This window comes from Acinetobacter sp. Tol 5, from assembly GCF_019702905.1.
In the GTDB taxonomy this organism is placed as follows: domain Bacteria; phylum Pseudomonadota; class Gammaproteobacteria; order Pseudomonadales; family Moraxellaceae; genus Acinetobacter; species Acinetobacter bereziniae.
Genome location: NZ_AP024708.1, coordinates 1,779,061 through 1,795,869 on the forward strand (window position 1 = coordinate 1,779,061; position 16,809 = coordinate 1,795,869).

12 protein-coding genes are annotated in these 16,809 nt (G+C 37.9%); 9 read left to right on the top strand and 3 right to left on the bottom strand.

What is annotated here, in order from left to right; genetic code table 11:
• Window positions 1–83: 83 nt before the first annotated feature.
• A complete protein-coding gene (locus TOL5_RS08200) occupies window positions 84–1,136 on the bottom strand; it encodes a Rieske 2Fe-2S domain-containing protein (protein WP_121775267.1) in 1,053 nt (350 codons plus the stop codon).
• Window positions 1,137–1,991: 855 nt separating this feature from the next.
• Here TOL5_RS08200 and TOL5_RS08205 point away from each other — a divergent pair.
• The 4 genes from TOL5_RS08205 to pstB all read left to right on the top strand — a co-directional run bounded on the left by TOL5_RS08205 (window position 1,992) and on the right by pstB (window position 6,800).
• Window positions 1,992–2,999, top strand: a complete 1,008-nt coding sequence (locus tag TOL5_RS08205; RefSeq protein ID WP_121775268.1) for a substrate-binding domain-containing protein — start codon at window positions 1,992–1,994, stop codon at window positions 2,997–2,999.
• 103 nt (window positions 3,000–3,102) lie between these two features.
• On the top strand, window positions 3,103–4,482 hold the full coding sequence (gene pstC / locus TOL5_RS08210; protein ID WP_004824542.1) for a phosphate ABC transporter permease subunit PstC: 1,380 nt from the start codon (window positions 3,103–3,105) through the stop codon (window positions 4,480–4,482).
• The gene (pstA, locus tag TOL5_RS08215) at window positions 4,479–5,873 is read left to right on the top strand and encodes a phosphate ABC transporter permease PstA (protein ID WP_005032298.1); all 1,395 of its coding nucleotides are present in this window, start codon (window positions 4,479–4,481) and stop codon (window positions 5,871–5,873) included. The genes pstC and pstA overlap by 4 nt, the downstream gene beginning before the upstream one ends.
• Window positions 5,874–5,888: 15 nt before the next feature.
• Complete coding sequence (gene pstB, locus TOL5_RS08220) at window positions 5,889–6,800, top strand: phosphate ABC transporter ATP-binding protein PstB (RefSeq protein WP_004824538.1); 912 nt, start codon at window positions 5,889–5,891, stop codon at window positions 6,798–6,800.
• Between the two features lie 358 nt (window positions 6,801–7,158).
• Here pstB and TOL5_RS08225 read toward each other — a convergent pair whose 3' ends face one another.
• On the bottom strand, window positions 7,159–8,505 hold the full coding sequence (locus TOL5_RS08225; protein ID WP_009585284.1) for a dicarboxylate/amino acid:cation symporter: 1,347 nt from the start codon (window positions 8,503–8,505) through the stop codon (window positions 7,159–7,161).
• A gap of 660 nt (window positions 8,506–9,165) precedes the next feature.
• On the opposite strand from TOL5_RS08225, the gene sohB reads away from it, so the two are divergent.
• From sohB to TOL5_RS08240, 3 genes are all read left to right on the top strand, one after another.
• The gene (gene sohB / locus TOL5_RS08230; protein WP_257790589.1) at window positions 9,166–10,137 is read left to right on the top strand and encodes a protease SohB; all 972 of its coding nucleotides are present in this window, start codon (window positions 9,166–9,168) and stop codon (window positions 10,135–10,137) included.
• Window positions 10,138–10,696: 559 nt separating this feature from the next.
• Window positions 10,697–11,839 carry an acyl-CoA dehydrogenase family protein gene (locus tag TOL5_RS08235; RefSeq protein WP_005032291.1) on the top strand — a complete coding sequence of 381 codons (1,143 nt, stop codon included), beginning with the start codon at window positions 10,697–10,699 and terminating at the stop codon, window positions 11,837–11,839.
• Window positions 11,840–12,126: 287 nt separating this feature from the next.
• Window positions 12,127–12,432 carry a DUF1905 domain-containing protein gene (locus TOL5_RS08240; RefSeq protein WP_121775270.1) on the top strand — a complete coding sequence of 102 codons (306 nt, stop codon included), beginning with the start codon at window positions 12,127–12,129 and terminating at the stop codon, window positions 12,430–12,432.
• A gap of 88 nt (window positions 12,433–12,520) precedes the next feature.
• Here TOL5_RS08240 and TOL5_RS08245 read toward each other — a convergent pair whose 3' ends face one another.
• Window positions 12,521–13,039: a DJ-1/PfpI/YhbO family deglycase/protease gene (locus tag TOL5_RS08245; RefSeq protein ID WP_005032287.1), complete on the bottom strand. Its 519-nt coding sequence runs from the start codon at window positions 13,037–13,039 to the stop codon at window positions 12,521–12,523.
• Between the two features lie 252 nt (window positions 13,040–13,291).
• Between TOL5_RS08245 and pheA the strand changes: the two genes are divergently transcribed.
• Entirely contained in the window at window positions 13,292–14,398 is a 1,107-nt protein-coding gene (gene pheA, locus TOL5_RS08250; RefSeq protein WP_004824524.1) for a prephenate dehydratase, read from the top strand.
• Window positions 14,399–14,430: 32 nt separating this feature from the next.
• Window positions 14,431–16,677, top strand: a complete 2,247-nt coding sequence (locus tag TOL5_RS08255; RefSeq protein WP_121775271.1) for a bifunctional prephenate dehydrogenase/3-phosphoshikimate 1-carboxyvinyltransferase — start codon at window positions 14,431–14,433, stop codon at window positions 16,675–16,677.
• Window positions 16,678–16,809 lie beyond the last annotated feature (132 nt).

Genomic DNA, 16,809 nt, shown 5'->3' on the forward strand with positions numbered 1-16,809 from the left:
AAATGAAGGATCGTGAAACCTACTTATATAAAGTTAAAAAGAAGTCATCAAGACCTCTTTCTTAAAGTTAATATTTAATTGAGCTAGGCAGCGAGTATTTGACTAAATCCAGCTTTTCTAAGCAGCTTTCTATACATGCTTGAACTGCGATCAGCAGGAAAGTGTGCTTCCATGGACAGGTCTAAAGGTAAATATTCTGGTTTCTGCATTTCAACAATCAAGCGGTCTTCTTCAAAAATCTTAAGGTTGTATCCATAGGCTTCTTCAATGGGTAAATCTTTATCGTAGTTACGACAAATTGGGGCAAATAATCGTGTGCTTCGTGCCGTCATTGGTGAGGCAGCATTCATGATGACTTGTTTGTAATCATTGGGAAAATGTATTGTGAGCGTTGCTGTAAATGGTAAATGAACCTCAAAATGACGTAACCATTGGAATCCTTCTTGTCCGAATTGATCTAAGCCAATTGGATAACGTCCAACATGACTAAGATAATCTGCACTGAAGCCATAATGGGTTTCTTGAGTTGTATAGTCAGCTACCTCAGGATGTTCTGGATCTCCAAATGTATCAGCATGAACCCAAGCAAAATGAGCGACGTCAATAAATCCTTCCAATTGTCTACCCGCAAAACACTTTAAATCAACCCAAGGACAAACCAATTGTTGATATTCGGTTTGATCCCAATAAGGCATATCGGGAATATTTGGGCTATCTTGTTCATCTGCCAATAAACAGCACCAGATTAATCCATATCGTTCAATGGTTGGATAAGTTCTCAAGTGAAAACGATCAGATATTTTATGGTTTGGGTGGGCAGGAATTCGATTGCATTTACCTTCCTCACCAAAGCGTAAACCATGATAACGACAAACAACCCCTTGACCATCATGTGTACCAAGACTTAACGGTACGCCTCGATGTGGGCAGGCATCCTTTGCAACAATAATCTCATGATTAAATTTGTAGATGACCAAAGGCATATCCAATAACATGGTAGCTTGAGGTTGTTCTGATATATCACGTGCTAAAGCAATTGGATACCAATACTGTGCCAATAACAACCAATCCTGTTGCGAAAAAGTCATATGGACAGGAAATTCGGAATGAAACAAGTATTCTGTGCGACTATTCATATACAAATCTTCTGTTTAGAATTGATTTGAATATAAAAGAATCCAGTGTTCTTAGAAATTTCAATTATCGCGATCAATATTTGCAAAAATTAGAACAGTACTGTAGATCAAGTTAAAAACAATCAGTTGATCAAAACATGCTAGTTGTAATAGGTTTTTAACATTTGGGTAAAATTGAAGAAAAAAGAACTTAATACAATGAGAGCAATAGAAAAGCTACTACAAAAGAAAATTAATTTTTGATAAGTATGCGCACAACTATTCATTAAAGGTAAATAATAGACATGGTACATTGAACGTAATGTTTGCATGGTTAAGATAAACAAGCTGATAAAACTAAAGCTACTCACTATGTTTTGAACGATAAAATATTGACTAATTTGTGACAATAATATGTAGATAATCAAACAGCTCATATAGATAATGAAGGTGATCATACTTGCCGAAGCGACCATTTTCAGAAAAGTCTCATGCCATTCTTTTCGGTTTAATGAAGTCATTTTAGTTGCTCTTTTTTTTATTAATTTTAAACCTTATCACATTAAAAATTAAGCTAACTGCGACATGAAATGTCGCGGTATCAATAGGGGGATAATAGAAGTTTTGTGACATTCACATGAAATATTACAATTTGAAGGGCATTATTCTAAATTTATAAAAATAAAATACAGTTTATTACATATTGAATTTTAAAGATTTTTAATAAAATCAAATGCGAATCATCAATTATCATAAAAGCGTCATAAAGCTGTAACTTATTTGTCATATTTTAAAATCAAAATGCAGTTATCCGAAAAGTACAACACAAAAAGAAGTGGCGTACTTCAAATTGCAGTTTATTTAAGAGAGAAAAGAATGCGCATTAACCATATCGCACTTGCATTAGCAGTTTCAGGGGCAGCAGTGGCAGCAAACGCTCGTGATACCATCCAAATCGCTGGTTCTTCTACTGTACTTCCTTATGCAAGTATTGTTGCTGAAGAATTTGGTAATACTTTCCCTCAATTTAAAGCACCTGTAGTGGGTTCAGGCGGTAGTTCTGCTGGTCTTAAACAGTTCTGTTCTGGTGTTGGCGATAATACAATCGATATCGCGAATGCTTCTCGTAAAATCAAAGATACTGAAATTGCAGCTTGTAAAAAAGCAGGCGTAAATAAAATCCAAGAAATTAAAATTGGTTATGATGGTATCGTTTTTGCATCAAATGCAAGCAAACCAGCTTATAAGTTACGTCCACAACACGTATTTGCAGCTTTAGCAGCTGAATTACCATCAAATGGTAAATTGGTACCAAACCCGTATACACGTTGGAACCAAATTGATAAATCTCTTCCAAACGAACCCATTACTTTAGTGGTTCCAGCATCTAACCACGGTACTCGTGAAGTATTCCAAGAGAAAATGGTTGAAGCAGGTTGTGAAAGCTACGATTACTTCAAAAAGTTAGATAAAGATGCTCAGAAAAAAGCATGTTCTGCTTTCCGTAAAGACGGTAAAGTGATCGAAATCGCGGGTGACTATACTGAAACTCTAGCACGTTTAAAAACATCTCCAAGTGCGGTAGGTGTATTTGGTTTAGGTTTCTATGACCAAAACAAAGATAAATTACGTGTTGCGACAGTAAACAATGTAGTCCCTTCAGAACAAACTGTTCTTAATGGTACTTACCCAGTATCGCGTCCTTTATACTTCTATGTTAAAGGTGAACACTTACAATCTATCAAAGGCTTAAAAGAATATACTGAATACTTCTTAAACAAAAAAGTATCTGGTAAAGGTTCTAAATTAGACAAAGCTGGCTTGATCTCATTGTCTGACTCTGAGCGTGCAAAAGTACTTGCTGGTTTCAAAGCTGGTAAATAATAAAACCGTAATCATGGAGCTGATGGTGGGAGACTACCATCGGCTTTCATTGCTAAGCAGAGTTTTTTCAAATAATTAAGATTGAAAAAACGGTGGAGAATACATGAATCTGCTACTCATTGGCGTGTTATTAGCTTTAATTGCTATCGCATATCAAATTGGGCTACGAAAAAGCCGAAGCCTAGCAGGTAAGGGAAATAACACTGCAGTTTTACATTCACGTCCAGGCTATTATGGTTCTTTGGTGGCGTTGTGGTGTGGAATCCCAGCTTTTTTAATTTTAATTGTTTGGAATTTGGTAGAACCAAGTGTTTTACAACATTTAATTCTAAAGAATGTTCCAGCAAATGTTGCTGCATCTCTTGATACGGCTGGAGTAGATGTACTTGTAGATCGCATCAAGGCAATTGCTTCTGGTTTTGGTGTAACAGATACGCCTGCAGCCTATGAAGTTGCCGCTGCAGAACAATTAGCAAAGTTTGAAAGAATCAGTTCTTTTGCCAAATTTGCTGTTGTGGTCTGTGCAGCAATCTTGGGATTAGTGTGGGCAAGAAAAAGAATTAGCCAACAATTCCGTGCACGTAATGAAGTTGAAAAAACCATTAACGTAGTTTTGATTTTATGTTCTGGCGTTGCAATTCTTACTACAGTAGGCATCGTGATGTCGATGTTCAGCGAAGCGATGCACTTTTTCCATTTTGTCAGTCCAATTGACTTCTTCTTTGGTACAGAGTGGAATCCAGGTTTTAGCACTTCAGGAAATGCTGAAGGTAGTTATGGTTTACTACCATTACTATGGGGAACACTCATGGTCAGTGGTATTGCTTTATTGGTTGCTGTTCCATTGGGTTTAATGATTGCAATTTATCTCGCTGAGTATGCATCACCTAGATTCCGTTCATGGGCTAAACCAACGATTGAGGTTTTGGCAGGTATCCCAACCATCGTTTATGGTGTATTTGCCATGATGGTGATCGGTCCAATCTTTAAATCAATTGGTGATTCAATTGGTATTGAAGTGAATGCAACCAGCGCACTTACTGCTGGTTTTGCAATGGGAATCATGATTATCCCATTTGTATCTTCACTTTCAGATGACATTATCACTCAAGTCCCTAGATCATTACGTGATGGTTCTTTGGGTTTGGGAGCGACCAAGTCTGAAACAATACGCCAAGTGGTACTTCCTGCGGCGTTGCCGGGGATTACTGGCGCATTCTTGCTTGCTGTATCACGTGCTATTGGTGAAACCATGATTGTTGTACTTGCGGCAGGAAACAGTCCTTTACTACATATCAATCCACTTGAAGCTGTTTCTACGGTAACCGTAACGATTGTAAAACAGTTAACTGGCGATACTGATTTTGCAAGCCCACAGGCATTGGTTGCCTTTGCATTGGGTCTGACGCTATTCACTATTACATTGTGTCTAAACATTGTTGCACTTTACATTGTGCGTAAATACCGTGAGCAATACGAATGAGTACATCAAATACATCTCCAGTGGATCAAAATGTATTTGATCCTCAAGTTGCCGCAGAACTACGTGAAAAGCGTAAAGCTAAAATCGCAAGTTCATTATCAAAACGTCATCGTAAAGAAAAGACATTCCGTTTTGTTGGCTTTTCTGCCGTGATTATGGGACTGGCATTTGTCGCGATTTTGTTTGGAAGTATCTTATACAAGGGGCTTCCTGCATTTTGGCAAGCAAGTATGACCGTACCTGTCTATTTTGATCCAACTGTGATTGATGCGGGTCCAAAACCAACACAAAAAGTCGGCGAGTCTCCAGCTGTGTTTCAAGAGCGCTATGTAGACTGGCAAACTAAAATGGGTATGGTGGATTGGGATGCGTTGATTGTAAACGGCATTATTTCTAAAGATCCATCACTTGAAAGTCGTCGTGACGACCTTTCTAGCCTTTATACCAGCTCTGAAGCATATCGTATTCGTGATATGGTTTTTAAAGATCCATCTTTAGTGGGTAAAAAAGTTGAATTAAATTTCCTTGCAGACGCAAACATTGATGTTTGGTTAGCAGGACATATCGATCGTTCATTACCAGATGATCAGCAACAGTTAAGCCCTGAAGTACGTAAGCTTTCAGATGATTTGGCTGCGAAAGGCATTATCAGTCGTACGTTCAACACGCAAATGTTTACCAACCCAGATTCACGTAGTTCACCAGCAACGGCTGGTTTGGCGGGTGCATTCATGGGTTCATTATTCATGATGTTGATTGTGATTGTGATTTCTATTCCATTGGGTGTTGCAAGTGCGATTTACCTAGAGGAATTTGCACCAAAGAACTTTATTACAGACATTATTGAAGTCAACATCAATAACCTTGCAGCAGTTCCATCGATTGTATTTGGTCTGCTGGGTGCAGCGATCTTTATTGGTTGGATGCATCTGCCTATATCAGCACCGCTGGTCGGTGGTTTGGTGCTCAGTTTAATGACTTTACCAACGGTCATTATTACTACACGTGCTTCACTTAAAGCAGTACCCCCATCAATTCGCCAAGCGGCACTTGGTATAGGCGCTTCGCGTTTGCAAACCGTATTTCATCATGTACTTCCTTTGGCATTACCGGGAATTATGACAGGTGCGATTATTGGTATTGCTCATGCACTGGGTGAAACAGCACCGTTGCTGTTAATTGGTATGAGTGCATTCGTTGCGAATATTCCAGTATCTCCACTCGATCAATCTACAGCTTTACCTGTTCAAGTTTACTTATGGCAAGGTAATGAATTGCGTAACTTCTTTGAAGGTCGTACAGCTGCTGCAATCATTGTGTTATTGGCACTAATGGTGGGTTTAAACAGCTTTGCAATTTGGTTACGTAAGAAATTTGAAGTTCGTTGGTAAAAGAGGGCAGAATAGATGAATACTGTAGAAACTAAAAATTCCTTAAAACAGGATACAACCGTGAATTCTGAACAATCTCAATTTACATCCACTGAGCATCAACAAAAGCAAGCAAATACATCTTTTGTCTCTCAGTTTGAATCTTCAACACCGAAGAAAGAAAAAAATACGACAGTCAAACTTAGTGCTGAAGATGTACATGTTTACTATGGTGAATCAGAAGCGATTAAAGGTATTGATCTTCAAGTTTATGAAAATGAAGTGATTGCATTTATTGGTCCATCAGGTTGTGGTAAATCAACATTTTTACGTACTTTGAATCGTATGAATGATACGATTGATAGCTGTCGTGTGACGGGTAAAGTACGTTTAGATAACCAAGATATCTATGACCCAAATCTTGATGTGGTGCTGTTACGTGCACAAGTCGGTATGGTTTTCCAAAAGCCAAATCCATTTCCGAAATCAATTTTTGATAATGTTGCTTATGGTCCAAAACTACACGGTTTGGCAAAAGATAAGTACGATTTAGAGGAAATTGTTGAAAACAGTTTGCGTAAAGCAGGTCTGTGGGATGAGGTTAAAGATCGACTAAGCCAACCGGGTACGGGTCTTTCTGGTGGTCAACAACAACGTTTGTGTATCGCACGTACCATAGCTGTAAGCCCTGAAGTGATTTTAATGGACGAGCCGTGCTCAGCTTTGGACCCAATTGCAACTGCAAAAGTTGAAGAGTTGATTTCTGAACTTTCTACTCAATACACTATTGCAATCGTGACTCACTCAATGCAACAGGCAGCGCGTGTATCTGATCGAACTGCATACTTCCACTTGGGTGATTTGATTGAAGTGAATTCCACAGAGAAAGTATTTACACAACCAGATCATCAATTGACTGAAGCTTATATTACAGGTCGTTTTGGTTAAGTTCAGCGAAGTATTAAAATGAAAGAGCCGAAAGGCTCTTTTTTATATTTAAAAAATATTGTTTTGATCCGCAGATGAATAATCAATACCTATTAAATAATGCTGTGAAATAGATCAATCCAGACTGTTTGAGTAAGCAAATAAATCAATCTAATTGGCATGAATGATCATCATTGAATGAAAAAGGAATATTTTTATTTAGGACACCGACTGATTTCAAAATCAGATGAGTATATTGGGGATATATGCATGATTGAAGCACCTGTATCGGCGCAGTTTAAACGAATCAATTGTGTGGTCATTAAATTTAGATCAATAAAAAAGAGCCTGATGGCTCTTTTTTATACTCAATTTTTAACTAGTCCATTGGGTCTTCACGATGTTGTTCTACTGCTTTTTCATCATAATGTGACTTTGGTGGGTGAGCGAATGCGGCAGCCAATTTATCTTTGTCTAATGCATTGTCCCAACGCGCTACAACGATTGTTGCGCAAGCATTACCGACTAAATTGGTTAGTGCGCGACACTCTGACATAAAGCGGTCAATACCAAGGATTAAAGCCATACCCGCAACAGGCACAGCAGGAACGACAGAAAGTGTTGCAGCCAAAGTAATAAAACCTGCGCCAGTTACACCAGCAGCACCTTTAGAGCTGAGCATTGCTACAAGTAACAAAAGAATTTGATCTTGAATGCTCAAATCAATATTACATGCCTGTGCGATAAATAGGGCAGCCATCGTCATATAGATATTGGTACCATCCAGATTGAATGAGTAACCTGTTGGAACTACGAGTCCCACCACAGATTTTTCACAACCAGCTTTTTCCATTTTACGCATTAACGATGGAAGTGCTGCTTCAGAAGAACTCGTTCCAAGCACCAGCCACAATTCATCTTTGATATAACGAATCAGGTCTGTAATTCTAAATCCATTATAGCGTGCAACAGCACCTAAAATAACCAGAATAAACAACAATGCAGTAATGTAGAAAGTCATGATTAAAAGTAAAAGATTACCAATACTTTCAATACCATATTTACCAATTGTAAATGCCATAGCACCGAATGCACCAATCGGTGCAAATTTCATCAGCATTCCCACCAAGTGAAATACTGGTGCTGTTAAGTTATTTAAAAAATCAACAATAGGCTGACCTTTTTCACCCACCGCAGCAAGAGACAAACCAAATAGTACAGCAACAAAAAGGACTTGCAGAATGTCACCACTGGTTAGCGGGCTAAGGATGGTGGTAGGAAGGATATTCATTAAGAAATCAACGATAGACGCATCGTGTGCTTTCTCAGCGTATTCAGCCACTTTGTCTGATTTTAATGTTGTTGGATCAATATTTAAACCATGTCCAGGTTGAATAATATTGGCAACAATCATACCGACAATTAATGCCAGTGTAGAAAATGTTATGAAGTAAAGCATCGCTTTACCAGTAACACGACCTACTGTTCCCATATGTTTCATGCCTGAAATTCCTGTGACCACTGTCAGAAAAATTACCGGCGCAATAATCATTTTAACCAATTTGATGAAGGCATCACCTAAAGGTTTTAAACTCGCACCAATATCAGGCCAAAAGTGCCCTAAAAGGATACCAAGTACGATTGCAAAAATGACTTGAACATACAGGATTTGATAAAACTTTTGCTTTTTAGGTGGTAGGTGTTCATCGTGTGAAGAGATATCCATACTCATTCCTTATCCTTGATGTTGATAAAATTCAACATTTCCTAAAGAAATGATTATTAAAAAACCATAAAATTAAAAAATGTGATTCTCGTTTTAACGTGTTGATTTTAAATAAATAAATTAAAATAACAAATATGTTATTTAGATAAAAAAATGTGATAAATATCAAATTATCAATAAATTAAATACCTAGTATTTTATTTTTGTATGATGTAGTTGGAAAAATCATGTCTATGTTTTTTTTGTGAATTTGTCCTACAAAGATTGGCATAAGGTTATATAAAAAGCATTGAAAGCTGTTTTGTATCATTGATGACTATATTTTTATGAATTAATCATCATTTATTTAGACGTAAAAACGATTAATAAAAAGTGGATTATTTTAAGTAAAAGTATCGTTAATCTTGGAGGTAGTTAATTTTTTATAAAAAAAATATATACGTTTTATAACTAAAATTTTGGATTGCTGATCTGCGTTAAACAAATTGGAAAACATCTATAATTTTTACACCTGTATTTTAAACCTGAATCGGTGTTAGCAAAACAATAAGTGGCACGTAAAGTGACTAGAGATTTGTCGAATTTTTCAAAATATGTATTGAAATTTATTCAATCCGTCCGCATCTTAATGGAAAAGCATTTATCCAGATATTCGAGATTATAAATTCTATGTTATTTCATTTACCTAAAGTTCCCGCAGAAATTCGTATTAGTCATTTAAATGCACGAATTAATGAACAAAGAAAAAGAATTGCTCAATCAACTGCATCTAAACTTGAGCTTTTGCAGTTGACACAACAATTGGTCAAAGAAGCACGTGTACGTAAAAAGCATAATCAAAAAATCTATGTTTTAGATTTTAAAGGTGATGTTCAAGCTTCTGCTGTAGAGAATTTACGTGAAGAAATTACCTTGATTTTAGCAACAGCAAAAGCTGGGCGAGATCGAGTAATCGTGCGTTTAGAAAGCCCAGGTGGAATGGTCCATGGTTATGGCTTGGCAGCAGCACAATTGGTTCGTTTACGTGATGCTGGTTTTCACTTGACTATTTGTGTGGACAAAGTTGCTGCTAGTGGCGGTTATATGATGGCGTGTATTGCCAGTGAAATTGTTTCTGCGCCATTTGCTGTAGTGGGTTCGATTGGTGTGGTTGCGCAAGTGCCTAACTTTAATCGACTGTTAAAAGAGCACCATGTTGATTTTGAACTATATACCGCAGGGCAGTTTAAACGTACCGTGACAATGTTTGGTGAAAATACACCTGAAGGCAAAGCTAAATTTGAAGAAGAACTACAACAAACCCATCAATTATTTAAACATTTTGTTGAAAAATATCGTCCGCAATTGAATGTGGAAAAAGTAGCCACAGGCGAGCATTGGTATGGTGAAGATGCACGTGATTTGAACTTGGTCGATAAGTTACAGACTTCGGATGAATATTTACTGAGTTTGCTCCCACAACACGATGTTTATGTGATTCAAACACGTCGTAAACCGACATTGGGTGAGAAACTTGGTTTACAAGCAGCGCAAATGGCAGATGCCTTAATTCCATCTCTTGTCGGAAAATTATTCAATGAAGTGACTAAATTGAATTCTTCACTTCCTATGCTGAGAGACAATAAGTTCTAATTCGTTTGTTTTAATCTATAGTCAATCTGTTGAAAAATTCATACAGTAGAATATCATTTCTGTTGATCAATAAAATTAAAGCGATCAATATATTGTTTGATGATATAAAGCTAGCAATGCCACGCTTTAGCTCTAAAGTTTAAATTGTTTTGCGTAGGTGATACTTTACTTTTCAGAGATGAAAAGTAACAAAAATCTTCCGTTGAGCGAGGGGTACATCCTAATACCCCCGCTCAACATGGCGACATCCATGTCGCCTCGTGATAGCAATACTGTTTATGATTCAAAAGTACAAAATAAATGAATCATCCAAATCTATTGTATGAATAATCAGGCGGTTTGACTATAAGCAAATGATCGAAATCTCGATATATCACCAAAGAGCAATTGGTTTAAACCAATTGCTCTTTTTTTATAACAAAGTCTTATAAAGCAGCTTTATGGATTGGCAAAAGTGCCAAAAAAAAAATGACCTCATGCGATCATGACAAGCTTAAAAAAAATGATTAGGATGCTAGACATCATAAAATCAAAAACTCAGGTTGAAAGGAATATAAACATGTTGGCATATGATGCAGATTTAGAACTTTTTCGTGATAACTTCAAACGCTTTATGGCAGAACATGTTGCTCCATTTTATGAGCAATGGGAAAAAGAAGGCTTGATGCCACGATCAGTGTGGTCATTATTGGGTGAAAATGGCTATCTTTGTGTCGATGTTCCTGAGCAATATGGCGGTTATGGCGTACCAACGGAATACTCTTTGATGTTGGTTGAAGAGTCGGCGCGTGCAGGTTATGGTGCATTATCTACAGCAATCTCTTGTCACTCTGAAATCGCAGCGCCTTATATTTTGCATATTGCCAATGAAGAACAGAAGCAATACTGGTTACCTAAAATGGTCGCTGGTGAGGTCGTCGGTGCTATTGGGATGACTGAACCTGGTGCAGGTTCGGACTTACAAGGTATGCGCAGCAGTGCTATTTTGAATGGTGATCATTATCTATTGAATGGTTCTAAAACCTTCATTTCAAATGGTCAGCATGCAGATTTAGTCGTATTGGCAGCAAAAACAGATCCACAAGCTCGTGCCAAAGGTGTTTCATTGTTATTGGTCGATACTCACTTGGATGGTTTTAAAAAGGGAACCAATCTCGATAAAATTGGGTTGCACTCTCAAGATACTTCGGAATTATTCTTTGATAATGTGAAAGTTCCTGCCAACCAGTTATTGGGCAATGCTGGTCAAGGTTTTGCTTATTTGATGCAAGAACTTCCTCGTGAACGTACTGCAATTGCTGCAACAGCATTGGGTGCGATTCGTGGAGCAATTGATGTAACGACTCAATATGTGCAAGAGCGCCAAGCATTTGGTCAGAAAATTGGTAGTTTTCAAAATACTCGATTTGTTTTAGCACAAGCTAAAATTGACGAATTGGCAACTGCAGCATTTTATAATCAGAATTTAGCATTGTATAAAGAAAATAAATTGGATGTCGAAACTGCGGCGGCTTTGAAAAGTTTCAGTACAGATATGCAAATGAAAATTATCGATAGTTTGCTGCAACTCTTTGGTGGTTATGGCTATATGACGGAATATCCAATTTCTCGTTTCTTTGTAGATGCCCGTATTCAACGTATTTATGGAGGAACAAATGAGATTATGAAAGAAATCGTCGCTCGTGGAATCATCGGTCGTTAATTTTTTTAAGAAAAATGAATATCTAAACTGTTCATGCTTTTTAGGGAGCATGTGCAGTTTTTATTTTTATGATCAAGACTTGAAGTGGTTTAAATTAAACGATTAAAAATAAGAATTTTATAAAAGTAGTTCTGCCTCAAACAGTTACGGATGTGTTTTTGAGTATGATATTTTATCAAGAATTTTATATCGAATTTAGGATAAGGTAATCATATTGATTGTTCTTAGAGGGGTGTAAAAGGAATACATATAATCATGAGGAAAGTTTAAATTTTAGAGAAAATTAAATGATTGACAATGAAATACAATTTTCAGTTGAATCCACCGTTCAACGCTATTCTGGTGCTGGTGGCTGGCACTATGTGATTATTCCTAAACATCAAGCCATGGAAATAAAAAACTATCTACTTCAAAGGCAAAGTTGGGGTCTTATATCGGTTACTGTGATAGTAGGGCAAAGTGTATGGAAAACTTCAATATTTCCAGACAAGCAATCAGAAGGTTATTTGCTACCACTTAAAGCAGAAATTCGTAACAAAGAAAAAATCTACTTAGGCGACAGTATTTTATTCTCAATTGCTTTATCTATTTAATCAATAACAAGAAATTATCAGGTTAAATTTGAATGCAAGGCTTAAAATGTATCTTTGGTTTAATGCTGAACAGTGAATAAAAATTCAATTAAACGCTCAGTACATTTAAACATTCATCGATAAAAACGGGCAATTCATAGGTCGAACGTGAAGAAATATAAAGATTATTGTCGTTCACAACTTCACGATCAAAAATAACCGCGCCCGCATCTTTTAATTCTTTGATCAATTCATCAATCGAGGTCAAACGACGACCAATTGCAATCTGTGCGTCGATCAAGAGTTGAGGGCTGTAACAACACAGAAAAATCGGTTTTTGTGCATTGGCAAAACTGCGGAGAAAATCAATGAAACGCGGATCTTTCTTTAAATGATAAGGTGATTGCCCGCCTGGAATCATTAAGGCATCAAAATCTTTAACTGAAATATCATCTATACCTAAATCTATACTGACGGAAGATTTACGTTGTTGGCTATAGACAATGTTGCCTGCGGATTTTTCTATATTTCGAACAGAATGACTTGCGGCACGAAAAGCTTCTACGGGATGATGATATTCCGTATCTTCGAAATCATGGGTGATGAGAACAGCGATTTTTTTATTCATTTTCTTTGTCTCGAAATCCGCTTTTAATTTTAATCATAGTGGGCAATGCTTAAAATTCCATAGCTACTTTGTAAGTAATGGATAGCGGAGTTTGTTCATACATTGCTGATATTTTATTCAAAGTGGTGGCAATAACGGAATCATCGATAAAAGCGTTATTGCTCAACAAATTTAACTGAACTATTGTTATACTGTTTTGGGTCTAAAACTTAGACTTTTCGTAATTCTTGACTTTCAAAGGGCGATATAACAATGATCAACGATGATCAAAAAACGACTTCTCTAGATCTTGCTCAAATCCGTGAAGATATTGATTCTGTAGATCAACAAATTCAACAACTCATCAATCGCCGTGCAAAACTGGCGGAAGCAGTTGCTAAAGCAAAATTTGCATCAGAAGAGAATCCGTTGTTTTATCGTCCAGAACGTGAGGCACAAGTTTTACGTAAAGTTATGGAGCGTAATGAAGGACCCTTGTCAGATCAAACAATGGCTCGTTTATTCCGTGAAATTATGTCGGCATGCTTAGCACTTGAAGCACCACAAAGTATTGCATTCTTGGGTCCAGTCGGAACGTATACTCACTCAGCAGTCTTAAAACATTTTGGTCAAGATGCTGTGGTTCGCCCATTGCCAACAATAGATGAAGTATTCCGTGAAGTTGAAGCAGGAAGTGCGCACTATGGTTTAGTACCCGTTGAAAACTCATCAGAAGGGGTTGTTAACCACACATTAGATTGTTTTAAAGCATCGCATTTGAATGTGATTGGTGAGGTTGAATTACGTATTCATCATCAATTCCTGATTTCATCAAATACACGTAAAGACAGCATTAAACAAATTTATGCGCATCAACAAACCTTAGCACAATGTCGTAAATGGCTTGATGCTCATTATCCGGGTGTGGAGCGTGTTGCTTTAAGTTCTAATGCGGAAGCTGCTCGTCGTATTCGTAATGAATGGCATTCGGCAGCAATTGCATCTGATGTCGCTGCAAGTATTTATGACTTGGAAATCTTGCACGGCAATATTGAAGATAATCCTGAAAATACAACACGTTTCTTGGTGATTGGGCGTGAGAAAGTTCCACAAAGCGGTAATGATAAAACGTCATTGTTAATTTCAGCACATGATCGTGCTGGTGCTTTGTTGGAAATTCTTGCACCATTTGCCAAGCACAATATTAGTCTGACCAGTATTGAAACCCGCCCAGCATTGCCTGAGAAATGGGCATATGTATTCTTCATCGACTTAGAGGGTCATGTGGAACAAGACAATGTTAAAGCTGCGATTGAGGATATACGTCCGTTAGTTAAAGAAGTACGTGTACTGGGTTCTTATCCAATCGCTGTACTTTAAAGTTGTTGTGAAGAGGGTAGTTTAAAATCGTCATGTCACAACCTTTATTTAAAAAAGTTGCTTTTATTGGACTTGGGCTGATTGGCTCAAGTTTGGCGCGTGTGATCGCAGCAGAACATCTTGCAGAAAATGTTGTTGCTGCAACACGTTCAAAAAAAACCTTAGAAGATGCTAAAGCTTTAGGGATTATTTCTGAAGGTTTTAGTGATCCAGTTGATGCAGTTCGAGATGCAGATTTAATTGTTTTGGCTTTGCCTGTTCGTGCAACGCAAAAAATTCTCGAAACAATAAAACCTTATCTATCTGAAAATGCGATTATTACCGATGTAGGCAGTACCAAAGGCAATGTGGTCGAAGCTGCACATGCTGTATATGGTCAGAATATTCCGGTCGGTTTTGTACCCGGACATCCTATTGCTGGTGCTGAACATACGGGTGTTCATGCAGGTAAGGTGGATTTATTTGCCAATCACAAAGTGATTTTAACGCCGTTACCGAGTAGTGCGGAATGGGCTGTTGAAAAGCTGATTCAACTTTGGAAGGCAGCTAAAGCTGAAGTGATTTGTATGGATGTTGAAAAGCATGATGAGGTTTTGGCGCATACCAGTCATTTACCGCATTTGATGGCATTTAATCTGGTTGAACAGCTTGCAAACCGTGAAGATAATTTAGATATTTTCCGCTATGCAGCTGGTGGATTTCGAGATTTCTCACGTATTGCAGCCAGTGATCCACAAATGTGGCATGACATTTTTTTTGCCAATAAAAAAGCCATACTCAAAGCTGTAGATGGATTTGAAACGCAACTCGCAACTTTGCGTCAACTGATTGAAGATGAAAATTCACAAGCCTTGATGGGATTGCTTGGTCATGCACAAGCGGCACGCCAACATTTCAATCATATGCTCGCCAATAAACCTTTGATGGAGAAAAATAAGGTGACACAACAATTTACCATTTTGCCGGGTGAGAAGACATTTAAGGGTAAATTTACCATACCAGGTGACAAGTCAGTGTCTCATCGTTCCATCATGTTTGGAGCGATTGCTGAAGGAACTACACATGTGACGGGCTTTCTTGAAGGTGAAGATGCTTTAGCAACACTTCAAGCGTTCCGTGATATGGGGGTAAGTATTGAAGGTCCGAAAAATGGTGAAGTGACCATTCATGGTGTGGGAATCAATGGCTTAAAAGCGCCTAAAACAGCATTGTATATGGGGAACTCGGGCACCTCAATGCGTTTGCTCTCAGGAATGTTGTCTGCACAACAATTTGACTCTGTTATGACGGGTGATGCTTCTTTGTCTAAACGTCCAATGGAGCGTATAGCCAAGCCTTTGCGTGAAATGGGCGCACAGATTCAAACTACGGGCGAACGTGGTACACCGCCTGTTTCTATTACGGGTGCTCAAGCATTAAAAGGAATTCATTACGATTTACCTATGGCTTCTGCACAGGTGAAATCAGGAATTCTGTTGGCGGGTTTATGGGCTGAAGGTGAAACATCTGTTACTGAACCAGAACCAACACGTGATCATACAGAACGTATGTTGCGTGCATTTGGTTATGAAGTAAAAACAGAAGGAAATCGTATTTCACTGCAAGGTGGTGGAAAGTTGGTAGGAACTGAGATTCAAGTTCCTTCAGATATTTCTTCTGCTGCTTTCTTTATGGTGGGTGCTGCGATTACAGAGGGTTCAGATGTTACGCTTGAAGCCGTTGGGATTAACCCAACACGTACAGGTGTGATTGAAATTCTTAAACAAATGGGTGCAGACCTCACTGTTGAAAATGAACGCATCGCTGGCGGTGAGCCGATTGCAGATATTCGTATTCGTGGTACGCGTACGTTGAAAGGTATTCATATGCCTGAAGATCAAGTGCCATTGGCGATTGATGAATTTCCATCTTTGTTCATTGCTGCTGCATGTGCTGAAGGGCAAACTGTTCTGACAGGTGCAGCTGAATTAAGAGTCAAAGAATCTGACCGTATTCAAGTGATGGCTGATGGTTTAAAGACTTTAGGTATAGATTGTACGCCTACAGATGATGGCATCATCATCGAAGGAAAAGGTAAGTCAGGAGACTGGTCTGCGATTTTCACTGGTGGTGAAATTGAATCACATCATGATCATCGTATTGCAATGAGTTTCTCGATGGCTGGTTTACGTAATTCTGGCGAGATTAAAATTATGGGAACTGAAACAGTTGCCACTAGTTTCCCTACATTCACTCAGCTTTCGAATCAGGCTGGACTTGAGATTCAAGTTTCTGAATAAAGTGGAATCGTGTCTCGATAATACTTGTCTAATATTTGTATAATTAATTGAAAACAGCCAAGCAAAAGCTTGGCTGTTTTGTTTATATTGCTTATTCTAAAACCATACAACTATAAAGCCTTTTGGATGAAG

Coding starts and splice junctions, on each gene's coding strand:
- TOL5_RS08200 (WP_121775267.1), bottom strand. CDS start 1,136: ATGAATAGTCGCACAGAATACTTGTTTCATTCCGAATTTCCTGTCCAT.
- TOL5_RS08205 (WP_121775268.1), top strand. CDS start 1,992: ATGCGCATTAACCATATCGCACTTGCATTAGCAGTTTCAGGGGCAGCA.
- pstC (WP_004824542.1), top strand. CDS start 3,103: ATGAATCTGCTACTCATTGGCGTGTTATTAGCTTTAATTGCTATCGCA.
- pstA (WP_005032298.1), top strand. CDS start 4,479: ATGAGTACATCAAATACATCTCCAGTGGATCAAAATGTATTTGATCCT.
- pstB (WP_004824538.1), top strand. CDS start 5,889: ATGAATACTGTAGAAACTAAAAATTCCTTAAAACAGGATACAACCGTG.
- TOL5_RS08225 (WP_009585284.1), bottom strand. CDS start 8,505: ATGGATATCTCTTCACACGATGAACACCTACCACCTAAAAAGCAAAAG.
- TOL5_RS08235 (WP_005032291.1), top strand. CDS start 10,697: ATGTTGGCATATGATGCAGATTTAGAACTTTTTCGTGATAACTTCAAA.
- TOL5_RS08240 (WP_121775270.1), top strand. CDS start 12,127: ATGATTGACAATGAAATACAATTTTCAGTTGAATCCACCGTTCAACGC.
- TOL5_RS08245 (WP_005032287.1), bottom strand. CDS start 13,039: ATGAATAAAAAAATCGCTGTTCTCATCACCCATGATTTCGAAGATACG.
- pheA (WP_004824524.1), top strand. CDS start 13,292: ATGATCAACGATGATCAAAAAACGACTTCTCTAGATCTTGCTCAAATC.
- TOL5_RS08255 (WP_121775271.1), top strand. CDS start 14,431: ATGTCACAACCTTTATTTAAAAAAGTTGCTTTTATTGGACTTGGGCTG.